We start from the raw sequence: 18,745 nt of genomic DNA on the forward strand, positions 1-18,745 counted from the left end.
CGCCTCCGTCACTTGATTTCGATCGCCGTGGCGCGATGGGGATACTTGACGTAGGGCAGCTTGATCTTGGCGATCGGGAAGTCTTCGCCGAACATGACGTAGCCCTCCAAGTCTTTCAGGAAGGAGATTTCCGAATCCATCACGACCGGTTCTGGTGGGCTCGTCACCATGTTGCGGCTGCGCCCTCCTCCGCCGCCCCCAGCACCGCCGCCTGCGTTTGTGGTGATCTGGACTCGCTCGACCTGATGCTTGCCGAGGATCTCGCTCGCCTTGTCGGTATTGAGCGCGTTCGACCCGCCGAAGATAAGGTAATTCCGAAAGCATCCGAGCAAGGTTCGCGCGGCATCCTTGCCATAGGTTTCATCCAGCTGGGCCCAATCCTGAATCGACGCCGCCATGCGCAGACCATGCTTTCGACCCTTGGTTGCGGCCGGCACGAAGGATTCGAGCTTGCCGAGGGACTCCAGCTCATCGAGGAAGAGCCAGAGTCGGCGCGCGAGCGGCACGGCGCTGTCGGGGATGCTCATGATGGTGGCGCAAATGGTGTCGATCCACGTGGCCACGAGCGGGCGTTGTGTCGTTCGCATGTCTTCACGCCAGGTGATGAACAAGTTGCCCGCGTTCGGATCGTGCACCCATCGGTGAAGCGAAAACTCGCCCTTAGACATGAACCGCAGTGGCCGCACATACTTGTTCATCATGAACTGAATCGAAGCGACGGCTTTTTCCGCGTTCTCGCGGAAATAACCCTGTGAATCGGTATTGGCGAGGAAGGCCTGAATCACCTCGCCATCCTCGCGCACGAGAAGATTGACCAGCGTGTCCTGGTCCGGGTTGTTGGTCTCGACCAGCTTGCGCATCGTGTCGGCGAGTACGTCGCGCGTGTACGCACACCACTGCTCATCGGTCGGATCCAACTGCGGGGGAATAATGCTTCGAGCCATCCGGTCGAAGTCATGGACACCTCGGATCTCGTTGAAGAGGGTCCAGCCGGCCGAACGTTGGTCAAACGGGTTGAGAATGATGTCGCCCGGAAAGCTGAACTTCGAATAGAACGTGCCGCTCGGGTCAACCACTGCCATTTTGTCGCGGCGCTTCACGGCCGATGCGATCATGCTTTCCATGGCGACCGACTTACCTGCGCCGATGGTCGCGCAAATCAGCGTGTTCCGGTTCTCAAGGTGCAACGGCATGGGCATCCGACCGATCATGATGGGCGGCAAGTCCGTTGCCCTGACTTTTGGGCCCAGCCTTGGGGTCATGGCCTCTGGCCCCAGCGCTGCCGCGCGCTTCAGTTCAGAGCGAAGGCGGTGATTCTCACGGCGATTCGCGGCCTTCACCTGCTGCTTGACACTGTGCCAGTTCGCCATGCGCGCACCACGCAGCCACCGGTGGTATCGGGCGCCGCGGAATCCGTCGTCGCCGTACTCGTGCAACAGATACGCGGTTGTTGCCGCGAGACCGAGACCGAGCACGACACCACTCGCAATGAGGGGGTTGTGCGGCGTCATATGAAGCGCAACGGTGAGCGCTTCCGGGAGCGGTCGCAACGGCACGTCAGCTGCATAGGTGCCGGCAAGCCACCCGGCGATGGGTAAGCTGACGCCAAATAGCAAAGTCGCGTTTTCCGCTTCGTGTTTCTGCATCGGCCTAACCCCCGCTGCGCCTGAGGACTGCATCACATCGCATGTCGAGCCACGTGGCCAGGATCTGTGCATCGCGAGCCGCGTCAACGCAATCGCGCCGCAACGCGCTGGGCAGCGCGTCGCGGAGCCAGTAGCTCGTGCTGGGTGTATTGAGCGCCGCCTGAATATCGGCGTCGATCTGCTCGATGGGCTCGATGGGCTTGATCGGGTCGGTCAGGTCTGACATCACGAATCCTCCGTCAAGCGAGCGATTAGCGAAGCGAGTTCCGGAGATGAGGCCGCGAGCAATTCCGCCGGCATTCGGCCGCTTGCCTCAGCGTCTTTGCACGCAAGCACGAGATCATTGAACTCGGCGGTCGTCGCCTTGTTGCGCAACAAGAAGAGAAGCGCGGCCAGCAACATGTGGGAAGTCGTCTGGCTACGCTCAATCTCCGTAAGTCGACCGTTGAGCTCTTGTCGCTCAGCCCATGTTTCCATGCTGTCGCGAGCAGCCTCGCGCTGGCTATCGCGACTCATCGCCTTATCGCGAATATATTTCGACAAGTGCTTATAGCCCGCCAATGCCGCGGCCTCCTCGACCCTGCGGCGATCCTCCTCTGCGAACCAGACTGGGATCGATTTGCCTGTGCTCATGCGTGGTTATCCCTGTTGTTGAAAATAGATTAACTCACTCTTCTTACCTATAGTATTGTCTATAGGTATCAAGTGAGCAAACACATAGCTCTCCTGCGAATTCCTATAGCAACGCTATAGAGCCAAAGTAGTGTCACTTTTGATTTGAGGTCGATAAACCCAAGGCTTTGCATCCCCGAAGGGGGTGCGTGATGTGTATTGAGATTTCTGGCCTGTTAAGGACAGGGATCTCTAGGGGTTGAGGGCGTGATAGTCGACTAGCCCGAAGGGCGTAGGCGAAAAAGATGCGAGGCAGCAGCAGAAAGGTTGCAAAACAGAAGCAAGTTGCTAGTATGAAGAAGGCGTATCAGATGCAGTAGGACTGCGTATCAATAGCTCGGAGGATGCATGAATGCCGCAACGTGACGTGATGCAGGCTTTGACGGCACTGGAGCCAAAGACCAAAGCGGCAAAAGTACGCGAAGTAATGCCGTTGATCGAACAGAGGATCTCAGCGGGCGTGCGGATCGCGGATATTTTGAAGGCTTTGAGAGAGTGTGGGATCGATTTTACCGAAGCCACATTGAAGAGCTACTTGTACCGATACCGGCAGAAGCAGCAGGTCGAGCGAGAGACTACAGGGCAGAAAATTCAATCTAATGCACAGCATTCCAGCGCCACCGATCCAGTGTCACAACGACACCACTCTGACTCATCTTCGATAACCGATTCAGACCCATCGACACAAGTAGCTTCACACGGGCCGATCTCGATGCAGGAGCTGGACCGCTTGATGAAACCCGACCCGGCAGAACAAGCCGAAAAACTGGCACGTTATGAACGCCTGGCCAAACAGCAACGAAGGAGTCGCACATGAAAGTCGCCGTCATCAACTTCAGTGGCAATCCGGGAAAAACCACGCTGGTCGATAATCTACTCGCGCCCCGCATGAATGCGCCGAAGTTCGAAGTCGAAACGATCAATGCAGGGTCGTCCGGCTCCAGCGCCGAACGGCTCAAGGGCAAGGACTACGGCGGACTTCAGGAGGATTTGATGACGCTCGGCTCGGCCATCGTGGATGTGGGCGCATCGAATGTCGAGGAATTCATCAAACAGATGAGCCAGTTCGACGGCTCCCACGAAGAATTCGACTATTTTGTCGTGCCTGCGGTAAGCGAAAAAAAACAACAGATCGACACGGTCAACACGATCGAGACACTGGCCGGGCTTGGCGTTCCCCCGAAGAAAATCCGTGTGGTGTTCAACAAGGTCGAACTCGAAGATGCGAGCGATGTGCCGCGCTTGTTCAGTACGGTCTTTGGCCTTCACGCGGAGCGCAAGTGCTTCACGTTGAAACCGGAAGCGGCCGTTTTCAGAAACGAGATTTTCGAGCGGCTGCGTGCGCTCAAAAAGAATGTCTCGGAGATCATCGCGGATGAGACCGACTACCGGGCCATGCTCCGCGAAGCGACTGACGAGGACACGAAGGCGCGTGCAGTCAGCATGATTTCGGCGCAGCGGCTCGCAAAGTCCGCGCACAAGAACCTGGATGACGTGTACAAGGTGCTGTTCAAGTAACGGGAGACGTCATGGGTGGCAACGTATCCACCGCACGCGAAGCGCTGATGGCCGAGCTATTGCAAGACGCCGACGCGCTCGTGCGTCGCTTCGAGCAGGTTGATGAGGTGCTATCCAGCAAAATCGAGCGGGCAACCACCGACGCGGCAGGCAGGGCGTTCCTCGCAGCAAAGCTCAATTTCGAGTCGGTGATCGAGCAGAATAGCGACAAGCTCATGGCGGCGGGCCGCGTAGCGGCCGCGCAGATCGGAAATCAGATTAACAGTGGTGCTGTCCAACTCGTAGCCGGAAATGCCGCACTCGAGCGCAAGGTGCGGCGGCTTGTGGGGCTACTGGCCTTCTTCGCACTAACCGCCGGCATCGTCGGCGGCTTCATCGGAAGTAAGCTGGCGGGCGCCCTATGAGAAAACAAGCGTTTCGGCGGGTGCTCATTCCAGTCGCCGCCGGTTAATGTGCACTGCCATGCTCTGAGATCGCGGCCGGGCATACTTACGTGGCGCTGTAGATCGAGCCGCAGCGACGGCTTCGGTAATCTCTTGATTTCACGTCGATCTTCCCAGAGACTGCACTCGCCCTCTCCGCCGGTAAGTCGAGTGCCGGCTTATTGTCAGTTCTTGCCGCTCGCCGCTGCAATCACGGCTTACGCAACATGACACGCGGCTGAAAGCCGCTCCACGAGATGTTCGTTTCTACCGTTTGAGCAAACTAGCGCATGGACGAGATCGTCGGAGCGCGAGACCATTCTCTGCAGACTTTCGTAGTGCCGGTGAAGCTTCGCAGAGAAGCGAGGCGGTGCGTCCTCCGTAGTGAATAAATGCCCCGTCGAGGGTGACCCCGTCCGCAATGCTTCGGCCAGCATTGTCGAAAATGGAGACGATACGCGCGCAGGCGGCGCTGCTGTGGTCGTGCTCGGTGCAAATTTCTGCAGGATCGCAATGCTTGGCCACGGCGATCGCTTCCGCTGCCGTCGGCGCTTCGATTTGAGTCTTGCCGTAGTGCTGCACATTGACGGCATAAGCAACAGTGAAGTTGGTCACGACTCCCTCTCCTTCAACTCCAGAAGCGGCCTGAGCGGTTCGCTCAGGCCTTCGGCAATGTCCTTAAGCTGCTTGCTGCTCGTCTGCACCTTGCAGCGAGAACAGAAAGTCGCAGGCCTTTTGCGCCTGACTGGCTGCCGTGAAAACGGCCTTCTTGTCTGCCTTCAGAACCTTGAGCCAGTGGTCAAGATAAGCGGCGTGATCGTCGCGAACTTCGGGGGTTAATCCCAGCTGTGCGCAAACGAACGCGGCACCCATCTCGGCAATCAGTTCTTCGGCGGCGTACGCGTCGTCACCAAACCGCTTGCCTAGTTGACGGTCGAGACGGGTCTTGTGGCTGGTCCAGTGTGTGATTTCGTGCGCCTTCGTTGCGGCATAGCTTTCCGCCGTATCAAACACGTCGGGGATAGGCAATTGCACGATGTCTTGCGAAGGCGCGTAGTAAGCCTTATTTCCTCCATGTCGAATCACAGCGCGAGTCTTGGCAAAGAACACTTCTGCTTGCTCGATGAGTTTGAGTGGCTCTCTTTCGACAGGCGCCGGGTCGGAGAGGTATTCCGCGGGCAGGTTCTCAATCTGATCGACGTTGAATACTGTGTAGCCCTTCATGAAGGGGATCTCGCGCTCGATCTCGTCGCCGTTGTCGGCAGTTTCGCTTTTGGTCAGCTTGCTGGCGTAGACAACTAGGCTTCCGTGCTCGCTCTTACCGACGTTGGCGCCGAGGGCTTGTGCTTGCTTGAAAGTCATCCAACGATTGGACTGAAAGCCTTTGTCGCGTTGCTCGCCCCAAAGAAGCAGAATGTTTATGCCTTGGTAAGGGACGTTGTTGTGACGCGCGGGGAGCGTGATGCGATCACCGACGTTTGCACCGTTCCAAGGCTTTACCCATGGCCGGACGCCTTGCTCCAGATCGGCAATGATTTTGTCCGTCACTCGGGTATAGATGTCGGACAGAGGGGGTTTTGTTTGCGCTTTCATGGTCTTTCCTTTAGGTCTTGGGGTGGATGTGCTGGTGTTGCGCACATGCACCCGACGACCGTCGGGCGACGACCGGGGAGGCAAGCTGCAAGGGCTGGACGCGGGGAGGGGGATCACCCGGGATTTTTTCAGCGCTTTTCCGAAAAAATTTTGGGGATACCCTGCGACCAGGGCGAAGCCATCTCCCTTGCAGCGCGCTAGGGGCAGAGCCCCTTAGCGGGTCCTTCTAGATGAGTCTTTGAATTGCGTGTTGCGAAAGGGCTCATTACCGAATGGCCGGGACTGCAGGCCTGGGGAGCGAAGCGAGTAGAGCCCGGTCCGCGTTTGCGGAATCGCCCATCGTGAGGCGGCGGACGATCTAAGGTCTGGTTGGGGTGAGACGGTTAGTTGCGCAAGTGATTCGTATTTGCAGCTAAGGACGGCATGCTGGCAGACCTCCGCATGAGTGCGCGAATTTCAGTAGACGCTCTCTTGGTGGACCTCGGGAAAATTTCGACGAACTCCATGTGGCGCTCAAGCTAAAGCCAGCAGCAGATCCGGCAGTTCTTCGAAGCTTGGGCGGGCTGTTATCCCCGGATGTGTGGCGGCTGGCCGCCCCTATGTTGAGAAACACATGGAGTGGAACAACGCATCATTGGGCTTGCGCTGGATTTGCATCGATACCTGCCGGCATCGAACGCCTTGTTACCGGCGTTCACTCCGTTGAGCACTGCCCTATAGCCGCCTCACTTTCATACGTGGAAGCCGGTCCGCAACTTCAACTTTTTTCGAGATGTTCGGGCGAAAGCGCCGCCCGTCGGACGCCGCGACAAGGTCGAAAGCTGCAAAGTTAACTTGCGTTTACTTTTTACAACGACTAATCTTCGAACAATTCGACCGGTTGGGTCGAAATATTCTGAATCGGTCCACTGGACGCTACGGGTAGAACGATGGACACCATCAAAAAGCTCAAGGCAGGGAAAACGACGGGCGCTGATCTTATGCACCTGGCGAAACTGTCGGACGGCATGCTGCAGAAAATCCGCGATGAGATGCTCGAGCCCTTTCCTCGTAAAGTGCCGCCCATCATCTCGTCTGCTCGACTGCAGGAGATGTGTGGAATCGACAAACAGCGCATGGGCTACGTGCTCAAGAAAGGCGAGCTTCCCGCAGGCACGCAAGCCAAGCCCGGCTCCCCGCGCCAGTTCACGGTCGAGGAGACGATTGCATGGATTCGCTCTGAGCGCAATCCCCTCCCTCGCAACGGTCCGGCGAAGGTCATCGTTGTGGCGAACTTCAAGGGCGGTGTGACAAAAACCACGACCTCCACCCTTCTCGCCCAAGGTCTCTCGATGCGCCGAGGTCGCCGCGTCTTGCATATCGATCTTGACCCACAGGGAAGCGCAAGCACGCTGTACGGCATCAATCCGCATGCTGAGGTCGATTCATCTCAAACCGTCATGCCCTTGATCGAGGCCTATCTTGAGGGAAAACCGTTCGATATGACCACCCTCCCCGTCCCGACATACTGGCCCAACGTAGACATCATCCCGTCCTCTACCGAGCTGTTCAATGCGGAATTCATGTTGCCCGCACGAGCGGCCAGTGACGGGGAGGTTCGTTTTGAACAGGTCTTGCACGACGGATTGGCGCAACTGAAGGATACCTACGACTACATCATCGTCGATACCGCGCCGACCCTAAGTTACCTCACGATCAATGCGATTTTCGCGGCCGACGGAGTTATCGTGCCAGTCGTGCCCGATATGTTGAGCTTTGCGTCGATGGTGCAGTTCTGGCACCTATTCGGTGATCTGATCAACGGGATGCAAGCGTTCGACGATGGTCGGGCTAAGGAATTTGACTTTGTCGACGTCCTCGTTACCCGCATGACGTCAAAGCCCGCCGCGCAGATCCTGCAAGGCTGGATTACGCAGATCTATGGTTCGCGCGTCGTGCCTATTGAGATTCCCGAATCGGACTTGGCGCGCAATACAAATATGCGCTTCTCGACCTTCTACGATCTCGGGCCCAATGATGTCGGAGCCGAAACGCTCCGCCGCATTCGCACCCCGGTAGATCAGTTGGTCGATCGCGTAGATGACAAGGTGTGCGCAATCTGGGCACAGGAGGAGTAACAATGGCTTCATGGATGAAGGAACAGGCCGCCCGGGCCAAGAACATTCAGGTGACGGCTGAGGACAAGGAAAAAGCCTCGGATGTACAACCCGTAGCCCCTCGCACAGCGCCGGGTCAATTGATGCAGTTGCAAGCGACCGCGGAACGGCAACGCAGAGAGATCGCCGATCTCAAGATGCAGTTGGACAAGGGTGCAAGAGCTAAGCGGCCTATCTCGAAGCTCCATGAAGTTCCTGGACGCCGTCGTAAGCTTACCGCTGAGCAATACGCAGAACTTAAAGCAAACTTGGCCAAGCATCCGCTTGTGCATCCGGTCATCCTGGAGGCACGCGAAGACGGCGAATGGAATATCAACGCAGGCAACAACCGCGTTGCGATCTATCGAGACTTAGGCATCGAGGAGATCGATTCGATCGTTTCAGAAATGGAGCCGGATCAGGCCGAAAGACTGGCCTTCTTTTCCAATCTCTTCGCTCCCTCCCTGTCCGACTACGAGAAGTATTGGCACTTCCAGCGCCTTCAAGAAGCTGCAGACGCCCTAACCCAACAGGAACTGGCCGCGGCGGTGGGATTGTCGGAATCCCACGTCAGCAAGATTTTTGCGTTCGACGGATTGCCTGCCGAGGCGAAGGCCACCCTTGAAGAGCGTCCTGAAAGGTTGGGCGCCGACGCCGCCGCTCAGCTTTCCCGCGCACACTCAGAGGGGCGAACGAGCGAAGTCGTCAGGGCCGTTGAGCGCTTGGTTAAGGAAGACCGTTACACGCAGAAGGAGGCAGTTTCGAGTGTCCAGGCTAAGCCTGCAAGGAAGCAATCTTCCGCCGAGACACTAATCGTTAAGCAAGGCAAGAAGAACTACTGTGAGATCACCACGCGCGGCGGCGTGATTGGTGTGCGATTTAAGGTGGAGGCAGAGCGCGCAGACGAATGGGCCAAAGAAATTCAAGCTCTAATCGAGTCGAAATTGAAACGATGAATTTCGGCACGAAACTCGTGTGCAATCAGTTACTTAGGGGTTCAACAAGCGCCATTAAAGATGCAACACGGTTCCTAAGCCTCTGTTTTTATTGACATTTCGTGACGAAACTAACACCGATGCAAACCTAAAGCCTGAAAGACAAAGGCCCCCAGCTGGAAACTGAGGGCCTTTGCGTAAGTGGGCTTGGCTGGAAATCCTAGCACCACACTCCCCGGCTGGAAACCGGAAAGGGTACAACGCTCAACCCGGAGTGTAGCGCAACAAGATCGACAGTCAAGCGAAACCCATCCATTTACCGTAATGGACCGCTCGACATGTCTATCGCGCAACGCTTCGTTGCTGGCGAGGGTGAAGCACACCCCGAAGATTCGGCCGCCCTCACCGCTTTTCGCTGTGACTCAACCAACCTGCCCTGGATCATCTTTCGGGCGGCGTTTCGCGCCGCACACATCGAAGAGATTCCCCCTCGCGCTCGCGCCGTCCTTGCCGCCCTCGCGCGGACCGTCGACGCTGCCAAACCCTTCAGTGCCATCTTTGCGCGCCGTGAGCTGCTCACCGGCCGCGCGCTGCAATCCATGCGGACGTTCTATCGCAGCCTCGACGACCTCGAGATCGCCGGACTCATTGAGCGTCGCCCGCAGGGCCGCTATGTCGAGGCCGGGTTGTTTGGGCGCGCCTACCTTCATCTCACCAAGCACGCCGCTTCCCTCCTCGGACTCATGGAGCCTTCGCGCACGCACGAGGTCGAACTCAACCAGACGTCCTCTTCAACCGCACCCGCGTCGGACAAGTCTTCTTTTTCTGTACCGTCTGCCAATGTGGCAGACGGTGGAGTATATAAGGATCTAAGCCCTACTGTTTTTCAAAAGAGACAACCGGGGCAACTTCCGGCGGACCTTCAGCGCCTGCGCACCCTGGGCTTTTTTGATTTCTTGATTTTCAAACTTATGCGCGAAGCGGGAGAGCACGGCAAGCGCCTCTCCGATGTCGTGGAAGCCACCTGGGACCACCTGAAGCGCGCCAAGGCACCGATAAACTACCTGCGCGCCCTGCTCCGCAATCCGGTCGATTTCGCCCACCTGGTGCGTCGTCGAAACGACGAACACCATGCCGAGCAAGCGCGCGCGCAGCAGCGCGCGGACGCCCAAGCCATTGCCCGCCAACATGCGGGCCGCACGTTTATCGACACCAACGGCGCGCGCCAGTTCGTGATCGGGGCCGGTGGTGACTCGCTGACGATCTTCAGCCTCACGGAGCGCATTGGCCGCCAGGCCGCCGGGTGGGTGCCGTCCTTTGCCAAGGCGCTCGCCTCCGGGAAACTCCGTCCCGCCACCGCGCTGGATCTCGAACGCTTCGCCCATGCGCAACAGGAAGCGTTGGGCGAAGCACCGCCTTGTGCAGCACCGCTGGCGCACACGAAGCCTCCGGTGACGGGTGCGGTGCGAGAGCACATCGCCGGGCTGCGTCAGCTCCTGAAAGTGCGGGGAGCGGGCGCGTGACGGGGCGCAAGCGACAGCCGTCTGAGGGACCAGATGAATCCCACTGCGCGAACTGAACGAACGAAGTGCGGGCACCGACCCGCGGCGATGCGCCGATTCGATCACCCCGATGGAAATGCAACTACCGATCTTACCCATCAACGTCCGCATATCGCCCGCCCGCGCAGGTTCGGCGAGAACTCAAAAACCCGCTTGCAAGACGGCGATCGAGATCCCACCACGGAGCGAACTCAGCGAGGCGAGTGCGTGAACCAGGCGAGGCGCGACGCATCGTACGCGTCGTCCGGCGCCCGCCGCACCGACCCCTGCGTGCCGCGCTCCTACACGGAAGATTCGGTAGGTGGAAGCTCAACCTCTGGGTGCCCGACGAACGCGACACGGGGCGAAGCCTGGGTGGCTCCCCCATCCTCGCCTGAGCGCCGACACGACCTTTCCGCGAAGGCTCAATCGTGGAGTACAGACGCGCGCGTCCCCAGTCAGCGAGCACAGATGCGCAACAGCGGGCCCAAAGCGCCGCAAAGCAGTCACGCTGTCAGAGGGTCCAGTACGGCTATTTCAGCGTGCAACATCGCCTGCCGCGTGTGCGGAGAATCTGCGCTTTCAGGCGAAGCGTTGGGCGCCAATGAGGGGCCGGTAGTCTTGCCGGCAGGAGGTGGCGATCGACGAACGGCCTCGGTGAAATGCGGCGTGGGTCGGTTCACGGACGTCTGCCGGCCGGTGCAGATCTCGTGAGCAAGGACAAGCGGCCAGGCTTGGCGGCACCGAGCGGATCCTGCCGGCAGTCCGTTTCGTGCAGCGGCTACGCCGGATAGGTCGAGACTTTCCAACCGCACTGGGCAGCGCGTTGCAAGGCGCCAAGGTGGCCGCGTCGTGCGTCGGACAGGACCCGACGCGTTGCCGCATCCAAGCGGAGGCCATCAGAACCGACGCTCGCACTTGGACGCCGGCCACGGCGTCGCCATAATCTATTTACCAGGTCATGAAACAGACCCACGCGCGGCAGGCGACTAGACGTCGTCATCCGCGCATGCGTGGGCGCTCCGTGCCCGTTTCACCTGCGCCGATCGGGGGGGGCGGGGGCGCGCCGCGGTCGGTCCAATCATCGTTCCAATCGGGCGCCGAAGAGCAGATCGACGGCCGCCCACGGCGGCGCCCTCACGCCGTCTACACGCGCGCTTGGACGAAGCAGAGGAGGGCGAGCGATTCTCGTCAAGCCTGATTAGTCGTGTTATGGAGAGAGGGCCAAGCGAAGCGAGGAGGCAACCGGGACCGCCACGAAGATCGCCGATGCAAGACGGCCAAGGCCTCAATCGTGCACCGACAGATGGCCGAGTGGCGAAGGACTCCGCGGCCACGTTCTTTGTCGCTGAATGTCGCCGTGATAGCCGCGGAAGTCCAGTCGGTCAACGAGACATGTTTGTTTTCCGCCCGCGAACACCGGCGTCGGTTAGGACCGACATTGGCTTACCGCGACGTGTTCTGACGCAGGCCACCCTGGTGGCGCCCAATGCTGATGCGGGGGCGAGAGGCGAGGGCGGTGCCACTCAGTCCAGCAGGTTGAGCGGGGCAGGCCGTTGCGATTCGGGCGCAAGACGCCACATTGTCAGCAAAAAAAGAGTTGGCGTGACTGGGACGGTCGACTTCCCACGCCGCGGGAGCTTCACCGCGCGCACATGATTATTGTGGAATCCTAAGGTGACCGGTGAGATCCTGCGTGCCTTTTGTTGTCCCCGCGTGGAACATCGTCACGAAAATATAGTGGTAGGTAAGTAATTGTTTTTAAACGATTTGTGCGGATTCCAGCGAATTGTTTCACGGCGCCGCGCAATTGGGCTCGCCTGGCGCGCGGCATTTTTCAGCGCGTCCCGCCGAGATCAGTGCGGTCATCGGTGCAGCGTATCGAATAAGACGGATTTTGTGAAATTTGATACGTTCTGCGCCGAGAAGTAGCCTTGGCTCCTTTATCGGGTCAAGCCGGTTACCCGTAATACTCGATGAGCAAACTGAAAAACGTTGGCGGTTTCCGAGCTAGGCAGGCGGTCAGTGGCGAGCCGATCACGCCGCGGCAGCAGTTATTGTGGGCTACCGCGGCGCGATAGAAGCGCTAATGTAGTAACAACGGTCCCTTCAACGCGAGTTTGATATGGAGTGGAATGACACACGGCCGACCGCGCCCGGTTATTACTGGTTGCGCTTTGTCGACGAGCGATCGCCGCAGCAAACGATCGCAGAAATCTCCGTGGTGCCTGGCGACGGAGCGGTCGATTTCGTTGTTATTTTGATGGGAGATGACACGATCATGGAACTCGATGACGCGTACTTCGATGGGGGCCTGTTCGCTGGACCCATCGAGCCGCCGATGACTAAAGATCGACCCTAATGAGTCGGCGGCCGAAGGACGGCGCGAAGGAGTGACGGCTTTGCGCCTGTTTAGCCATCAAGGAGCCTTTTCGCCGCTGCGGACCATCGCGGCGCGTTCGATGACTAAACAACGTCTGACCCCGCTCCGCTACTCGTCGGCATCATTCCACAGCGCTGGAAGCCTCCGGTAATCCCGGTCGTTCGCTGCTCAGCCGCCATTCCAAGTCACGGGCCCGTCTGCGCGACATTCGGGTATCGACATCTGGCGATCAAATGTCTGATCGAGGATTATCTGCACCTGCGGCCGCTGCTCAAAACCGCCATGCGGAAGCGATTGAGTTTTGAGGAACACCGGCAACGCTGATGCGGCGTCTTCTTGAGCTGCTGGGCGACGAAGATAGACCCGCCGGCGAGGTCAGATACGCGCGCGGACGACCTCGCAATAAAAGCTTGCTCGATGACCTTATCGAGAGACCTCGTCCGTGCGCGTGACCGTCTTTTTAGATTGCTTAGGATGCCTGATAATGTCTATTATCGGGATTGCGTTTCAGGGGTAAAATCGGCCTTGTTCGAAAACGCGCGAGAGGGGAGGGCCCGTGGCACAAGGGTTTCAGGGGAATGACGAGGAAAACGGCGAGCGCGCGCGGCGCGGGCCGCCCGACGCCGATCGTCATCACGATCCCGACCCGAATCACGACGATTCGCACCCCTGGCCGACCGAGGCGCCCAGCGTCGCGGTCGCGCGCGTCGTGCTCAAAGTCGACGAGGCGATCACGCTCAAGCGCACCGCCGCGGCCGCGGGGCTCACGGCCCACCACCACGCGGTGCCATCGCTGCCGCGAGGCTTGCCGCTCAGGCCGACGCGCATGGAACTCGCGGTCGTGATCGCGCTCGCCGAGACTTACGGCGCCGCTTTATATAAAGAGACGCGCTTTCTCCCGGTGCTCGACTGCATCGCCGATGACGGGGCGGTCGCGCTGGTGCAGCGGGTGATGTATGGCGCACGCGCCGAAACTGACTTCGACGTGACTGCGCGCACGGCGGAGAACACGCGACAGGCCGAGGTGCTGCGCGACGCGCGCGTGGCCTTCGAGTTCCTGTGCGCGACTTGGCCCGAGGTGTTCCTCGCCGAGACGCACGCGGCACTAGGCCGGATCGGCGTGCAGGTGCGACCCTCGGACCGAGAACCGACGCCGCCCGCGTCGAACGATCGAGACGAAGACGACGAACACGGCCGAGAGGACGACGAAGGCGAGGAGGGCGGCCATGGCTGAGCGCCGACCCCGATCCGAGAAAACCGTCGCCTCGGGCGAAACGGTCGACATCCCGCGCGGCTTCACGACCAAGGATTTCACGGCGCTGCGCGCCTACATGCAGCGTATTCAACCCGCGATCATCGCGCGCACCTACTACGACCCGGACGAGGACCCGCACGCGGCGACGCCCGGCGCGATGGAGCGATACCTGACCGGCATGCTCGACACGCTGGTGCAGCTCGCGCTCGCACACGGCTCGACCGCGCTGCCGGAGCACTTGCGCGCGTCGATCCGGCAGCATGGGCAGCCGAAGCTCACCGCCGTCACGTTCCGCATGGTCACCGAGGCGGCGCAGCTGGCCGCGGCGGCACCCCACCCGGATCACGCGATCGGCGCCTGGCTGCGGCCGCGCCTCGCGCGCCGGCTGACTGGGGAGGGCATCGCCACGCTCGGTGAGCTGGTCGCGTTCTGCAACCGGCGCGGCCCGAGCTGGTGGCGGTCGATTCCGCGCATTGGTCGCGGCCGCGCCCGCGCGATCGTGAGCTGGCTGTGCAAACAGCAGGCGTCGCTGCAGCTGACGGTCGAGATCGACATCGACTCGGAGGAGCGCGACGGCGTGCCGCTGGCGACCGATGAAGTCGTCGAGGTGGTGCCCGAGTCGCATATAGATGGCGGGGCGAGTTGGGAGAAGAAGCGGCTCACACTCGCGCCGCTCGAACGGTTGTCGGTGCCGCACGCACTGTCCGGCGCACATGGCGAGAACCGCTTGTCGGCGTTCTGCTACATCCAGGCCAATCACGATCTCGATGCGGTGCGGGCGTATCTGAACCGCTTTCGCGATCAGCCAAAAACGCTGCGCGCCTACACCAAGGAACTCGAGCGTTTTTTGTTGTGGGCGGTGGTCCTGCGCGGTAAGGCGCTGAGCGACCTGCGCGTGGATGACTGCGAGGCCTACAAGGAGTTCCTGAAAAAAACCGATCCACGTTTTGTGGGTGAGCGGTTTGCGCGGCATTCGCCGCGGTGGCGACCGTTCGCTGTAACTGCGGACGGCTCCGCGGTGCTCTCAGCTGATTCGCAGCGCTATGCGATCCGGGTCCTGCGCGGCGCGTTCGCGTGGCTCGTCGACGTGCGCTATCTGGCGGGCAACCCGTGGAGGGCGGTCAACGATCCGGTCGTGATCAAACGCGCGAGCGCGATGAAAATCGAGTGCGCATTGCCCGCCGATCTGTGGCACAAGCTGCGAAATGAACTCGATGTGCGATCAAAGGAAGCTGGCGCGACGCAATGGCGGGCGGTCCGCGCGGCGATTCTGTTGATGGGAGATTCGGGTCTGCGCCGCGAAGAGGTCGCGAAGGCCCGACGCGAGGATCTGAGCCCGTCGTTCTACGGGACGCTCGAGCGGCCGGTGTGGGAACTGACCGTTGTCGGCAAGAGATTGCGTGAGCGGATCGTGCCGGTGAGCCCCGCGACGCTCGACGCCTTGCACGCGCACTGGGCAGATAGACGAAAATCATTTGATGTAGTCGATGGCGATAGCGCACCGAGCGGCCCACTAGTTGCGCCAGTCATCATTCCGTGGACCGACGCTGCGCGTCGAAGACATCGGAAAGCGGAGGGCTGTGATGCGCTCCCCGTATCCGAAGCGGGTTATACGGCAGACGCGCTGAACCGGCTGATCGGCCGAATGTTGAATGAACTTGTTGAGACGATGGACGCGTTGGACCTGGGTGACCGGATGCGGCTCGGCCGGGCAAACGCACATGCCTTCCGACACACGTTCGGCACGCAGTCGGTCGCGGACGAGGTCCCAGTCGATGTCGTACAGAAGGTGTTGGGCCACGCGTCGCTGCAGACGACGACGATCTATGTACAGGCCGAGAAGCAGCGCGTACTTGAGGAACTCGCCGGATATTATGCGCGGCTTGCGTCAAATCCAACACGACCGTAGAAAATAGAATGAACAAGCCTGAACCCAAGATTCGCGCCGTCGAGCGTCCGATGCGCATCGCATACGTGCTTGAACACGGTGACGACTCGCACCGGTGGCTCGATTCGATCTTCGCTGAATGCTTCTCCCGCCACGGAGGTCGCCATTCGCTGATCGTTCCCTACGGCAACAGCGTGATTTCAGAGCGCTATCTTGCATGGATCAAAGCAATCGACCCAGATTGTGTAGTCCTGTTGACCTACCAAAATCGTGAGGTCGCACAGACCTTGAGCGCGGTCCTGGGCGACTGCGTCTTTGAGCAACGAACGCGTGTCCGTGGAAAGGTCGAAGACTTCCCGCGTGTCCGTGGCGAGGGCATGGCACTCACATCGCTCTCCTGGATTCCGTTCTTTCAAACCGTATCGGGAATGCAGCAACACGCAGTCGAGCGGATTTTGGATCAATACCCCGCGTGGCCCGATGACGGCCTCATAAAGGACAATTTCGGCACGCTCCACGGCAGCATTCCGCGATATCCGATGCACGAGCACATTGGCGTACGTCCGCTTATCTTGACGCCAGAGAATCCGCCAGAAAATCGGTGGCGCTTTGGTGTCGTCGACGCCGAAGAGATCTCCGATGCATATAGCGCACTGACGCGCATCGCCCACCGCGGTGTCGCAACGCTGGCCCAGATGTCCAACCTGAACTGTCAGCGATTCACACATGATCATCCTTGGCGTGACAAGTTTTGCCTGGTGATCGGCGACAGCCTTGAGGACAGGATTGTTTGCTGGAATGCAGGCCTGCTATTCGACGATGCCACGAGCCAACGTTACAAAACTTTGCGAGTTCCGTCGACCGTCCTGGACGATCCGGAAAGCGCGGAACGAGTAGCTGAGTTTCTTCGTGCTGTTAACTGGCTGGGTAGCAACTCTGGACCATCAAAAATAGCGGTTCGGTCGTACTCGCTGGACGCTAACGTACTGACCGACTTTATTACTCGAACCCAACAGCAAGCGCGGTCCGTCGTGACGTTCGAGAGAGTGGGCACTCTTGACGACTGTTGCCCGGAACAATCATCGAGCTTTAATAAAACCTACAACACAATGCTGCCAGCGTCGATCGCGACAGAAGTGCTCGCGCGTGAAGCCCCCGCGGTTATCAACGCTCCAGTCCCGCATCATTTGCGGTACTGCGCTGGAAAGCATCCCGCTTTCTCGCAGGGCAACTGGTATGTTGATCTGGTGATAGACAAACTGAACGATCACGGTCGTTTCTCGAACATTCGCGAAGCTTGGAAGATCCCGTTGCGACGCCAACTGATCCGGCAATTTGTTCGAGTAGAGCGCTCGCGGATTCTCTCGTCCAACGACCTTTCGGTTCCGGTCAGCGCGGACGCCGCGCTGATCGAGATCACGCAGCCCGATGACGAAAGCTTCTTTCACTGCCTCATCACAGATCCCGGATACCGAGAACCCAGCGACATACTCTTCGAGCGAGACAAGGTTGCTACGTACAGATACGCCGAGCCGTCTGACAAAGGTCGCTACCTTGCAGGCCTACTCGGAATGTTCGGCTCGTTATACAACGTAGAGAGCGTGATGAACACGCGCTTTTGGCGACGCCAGTTGTATGGCATGGCCGCCCCCGCAACGGATCAACGCGCTGAAGTGAAGACTCTTTTGCAGAAAAGGCTCAAAGCTAAAGCAGGTTTGCTTGTCATTGAGAACGATGAAGGGTGGGCGCGATTGGCGGAATGCGTTATCCAGAACGCAAGCCGGTTAAAAGTGCCTCGGCTCCGGACGAGGTTTGATTGGCTGTTGAAGCAATGGGAAGAAGAGCTTAACGAAGCAATCGAAGCGGATGAGCATCTCAGGCGTCAGGCCGATGAGATCGTACGCGACGCCTCCAACGAATTGAAAAGGTCGCTTGCTTTTCTCGTCGGCCAACGGATCTTCTATCGCGGTCACGAGTGGGTTTGTAGAACTTGCTCACACCGCAACTGGACGAATTTGCGTTCGCTCGATGACGAAATGTCTTGCGAAGTGTGCGAAGCGGTACATCGCCTTCCAGTCGACGTCGCGATGGACTTTCGGCTTAACGAGTTCCTCGCTACCTGTCTGCGTGAACATGACACGTTTACGGTAGCTTGCATTCTGGCTTCGATCCGAAGACAGTCGAAGCTCTTCTTCACATTCGCCCCACAGACGTCGATCTTCAAAAAGTATCCCGAAGAGCAAGGCGGGTCTCCTAGTCGCGAACTCGACATTCTGTGCATCAGCGACGGGAGGTTCATTATAGGCGAAGCCAAAGCGCGCGCAGAATTAATTGCGCCTTCCGATATCAAAGACCTCGCAGAAGCGGCTGTCGATCTCCAGGTTGACATGGCTGTATTGGCCGTGCTCTCTGACGAACGGTCGGTGATGCCGGATAAGCTTGCGCAACTTCGCGAGCTGTTACCCGAAAGCATTGCCGTCCAGATGATCGTAGCCGGTTGGGATGACGAACCATCCTCATATCTTTGACACAAGGACGCGCTAACGGATTCTCCTTCGACACTATCAACCTTTCGGCTCATCTCTTCCAATTGCCTGGGTCTATTGGGGCCTTGAGCAACTCCCAGCCGAGACGTTCGACAGAAACTTCGACTTGTATGTTTAAGTGCCGACCCAAAGAGCACGGTCCGCTCGCTTTTGCCAATCGCGATGAAGCTTATGCCATAAACGCGCTGGCTTCGACATGGTGAGCTGCCAG

15 protein-coding genes are annotated in these 18,745 nt (G+C 59.1%); 10 read left to right on the forward strand and 5 right to left on the reverse strand.

Annotation, left to right across the window (positions count from 1 at the left end; translation table 11 throughout):
* Positions 1 to 8 precede the first annotated feature (8 nt).
* Genes QCE58_RS31165 through QCE58_RS31175 form a run of 3 tightly spaced genes read right to left on the reverse strand, consistent with a single transcriptional unit; the run spans position 9 to position 2,279 of the window.
* Positions 9 to 1,646 (reverse strand): type IV secretion system DNA-binding domain-containing protein, encoded by a 1,638-nt coding sequence (locus QCE58_RS31165; protein ID WP_309780770.1) that lies wholly within the window; start codon positions 1,644 to 1,646, stop codon positions 9 to 11.
* A 4-nt stretch (positions 1,647 to 1,650) separates the two neighbouring features.
* Positions 1,651 to 1,872: a hypothetical protein gene (locus tag QCE58_RS31170; RefSeq protein WP_309780772.1), complete on the reverse strand. Its 222-nt coding sequence runs from the start codon at positions 1,870 to 1,872 to the stop codon at positions 1,651 to 1,653.
* Positions 1,872 to 2,279 carry a hypothetical protein gene (locus QCE58_RS31175; RefSeq protein ID WP_309780774.1) on the reverse strand — a complete coding sequence of 136 codons (408 nt, stop codon included), beginning with the start codon at positions 2,277 to 2,279 and terminating at the stop codon, positions 1,872 to 1,874. The genes QCE58_RS31170 and QCE58_RS31175 overlap by 1 nt, the downstream gene beginning before the upstream one ends.
* A gap of 391 nt (positions 2,280 to 2,670) precedes the next feature.
* Here QCE58_RS31175 and QCE58_RS31180 point away from each other — a divergent pair, with 391 nt between their 5' ends.
* The 3 genes from QCE58_RS31180 to QCE58_RS31190 are packed head-to-tail and all read left to right on the forward strand — an operon-like array spanning position 2,671 to position 4,240.
* A complete protein-coding gene (locus tag QCE58_RS31180) occupies positions 2,671 to 3,135 on the forward strand; it encodes a conjugal transfer protein TraD (protein ID WP_309780776.1) in 465 nt (154 codons plus the stop codon).
* Entirely contained in the window at positions 3,132 to 3,836 is a 705-nt protein-coding gene (gene stbB, locus QCE58_RS31185; protein WP_309780777.1) for a StbB family protein, read from the forward strand. The genes QCE58_RS31180 and stbB overlap by 4 nt, the downstream gene beginning before the upstream one ends.
* 11 nt (positions 3,837 to 3,847) lie before the next feature.
* Complete coding sequence (locus tag QCE58_RS31190) at positions 3,848 to 4,240, forward strand: hypothetical protein (RefSeq protein ID WP_309780779.1); 393 nt, start codon at positions 3,848 to 3,850, stop codon at positions 4,238 to 4,240.
* A gap of 285 nt (positions 4,241 to 4,525) precedes the next feature.
* Here QCE58_RS31190 and QCE58_RS31195 read toward each other — a convergent pair whose 3' ends face one another.
* Both QCE58_RS31195 and QCE58_RS31200 read right to left on the reverse strand, forming a co-directional pair.
* Positions 4,526 to 4,873, reverse strand: coding sequence for a hypothetical protein (locus QCE58_RS31195; RefSeq protein ID WP_309780781.1), 348 nt, complete (start codon positions 4,871 to 4,873; stop codon positions 4,526 to 4,528).
* A 63-nt stretch (positions 4,874 to 4,936) separates the two neighbouring features.
* Positions 4,937 to 5,851 (reverse strand): zincin-like metallopeptidase domain-containing protein, encoded by a 915-nt coding sequence (locus QCE58_RS31200; protein WP_309780782.1) that lies wholly within the window; start codon positions 5,849 to 5,851, stop codon positions 4,937 to 4,939.
* A 929-nt stretch (positions 5,852 to 6,780) separates the two neighbouring features.
* Here QCE58_RS31200 and QCE58_RS31205 point away from each other — a divergent pair.
* The 7 genes from QCE58_RS31205 (at position 6,781) to QCE58_RS31235 (ending at position 18,516) form a co-directional block, all read left to right on the forward strand.
* Positions 6,781 to 7,968, forward strand: a complete 1,188-nt coding sequence (locus QCE58_RS31205; protein ID WP_309780784.1) for an AAA family ATPase — start codon at positions 6,781 to 6,783, stop codon at positions 7,966 to 7,968.
* Positions 7,969 to 7,970: 2 nt separating this feature from the next.
* The gene (locus tag QCE58_RS31210; RefSeq protein WP_309780785.1) at positions 7,971 to 8,942 is read left to right on the forward strand and encodes a ParB/RepB/Spo0J family partition protein; all 972 of its coding nucleotides are present in this window, start codon (positions 7,971 to 7,973) and stop codon (positions 8,940 to 8,942) included.
* Positions 8,943 to 9,259: 317 nt separating this feature from the next.
* The gene (locus tag QCE58_RS31215; RefSeq protein WP_309780786.1) at positions 9,260 to 10,444 is read left to right on the forward strand and encodes a Replication protein O; all 1,185 of its coding nucleotides are present in this window, start codon (positions 9,260 to 9,262) and stop codon (positions 10,442 to 10,444) included.
* Positions 10,445 to 12,587: 2,143 nt separating this feature from the next.
* Positions 12,588 to 12,824, forward strand: a complete 237-nt coding sequence (locus QCE58_RS31220) for a hypothetical protein (RefSeq protein WP_309780788.1) — start codon at positions 12,588 to 12,590, stop codon at positions 12,822 to 12,824.
* 577 nt (positions 12,825 to 13,401) lie between these two features.
* Complete coding sequence (locus QCE58_RS31225; RefSeq protein ID WP_309780790.1) at positions 13,402 to 14,079, forward strand: hypothetical protein; 678 nt, start codon at positions 13,402 to 13,404, stop codon at positions 14,077 to 14,079.
* A complete protein-coding gene (locus tag QCE58_RS31230; protein ID WP_309780791.1) occupies positions 14,072 to 16,009 on the forward strand; it encodes a phage integrase family protein in 1,938 nt (645 codons plus the stop codon). Before QCE58_RS31225 ends, QCE58_RS31230 begins: the two co-directional genes overlap by 8 nt.
* Positions 16,010 to 16,017: 8 nt before the next feature.
* On the forward strand, positions 16,018 to 18,516 hold the full coding sequence (locus QCE58_RS31235) for a hypothetical protein (protein ID WP_309780793.1): 2,499 nt from the start codon (positions 16,018 to 16,020) through the stop codon (positions 18,514 to 18,516).
* Positions 18,517 to 18,745 lie beyond the last annotated feature (229 nt).

The sequence above is a fragment of the Caballeronia sp. LZ028 genome, from assembly GCF_031451415.1.
Taxonomy (GTDB): domain Bacteria; phylum Pseudomonadota; class Gammaproteobacteria; order Burkholderiales; family Burkholderiaceae; genus Caballeronia; species Caballeronia zhejiangensis.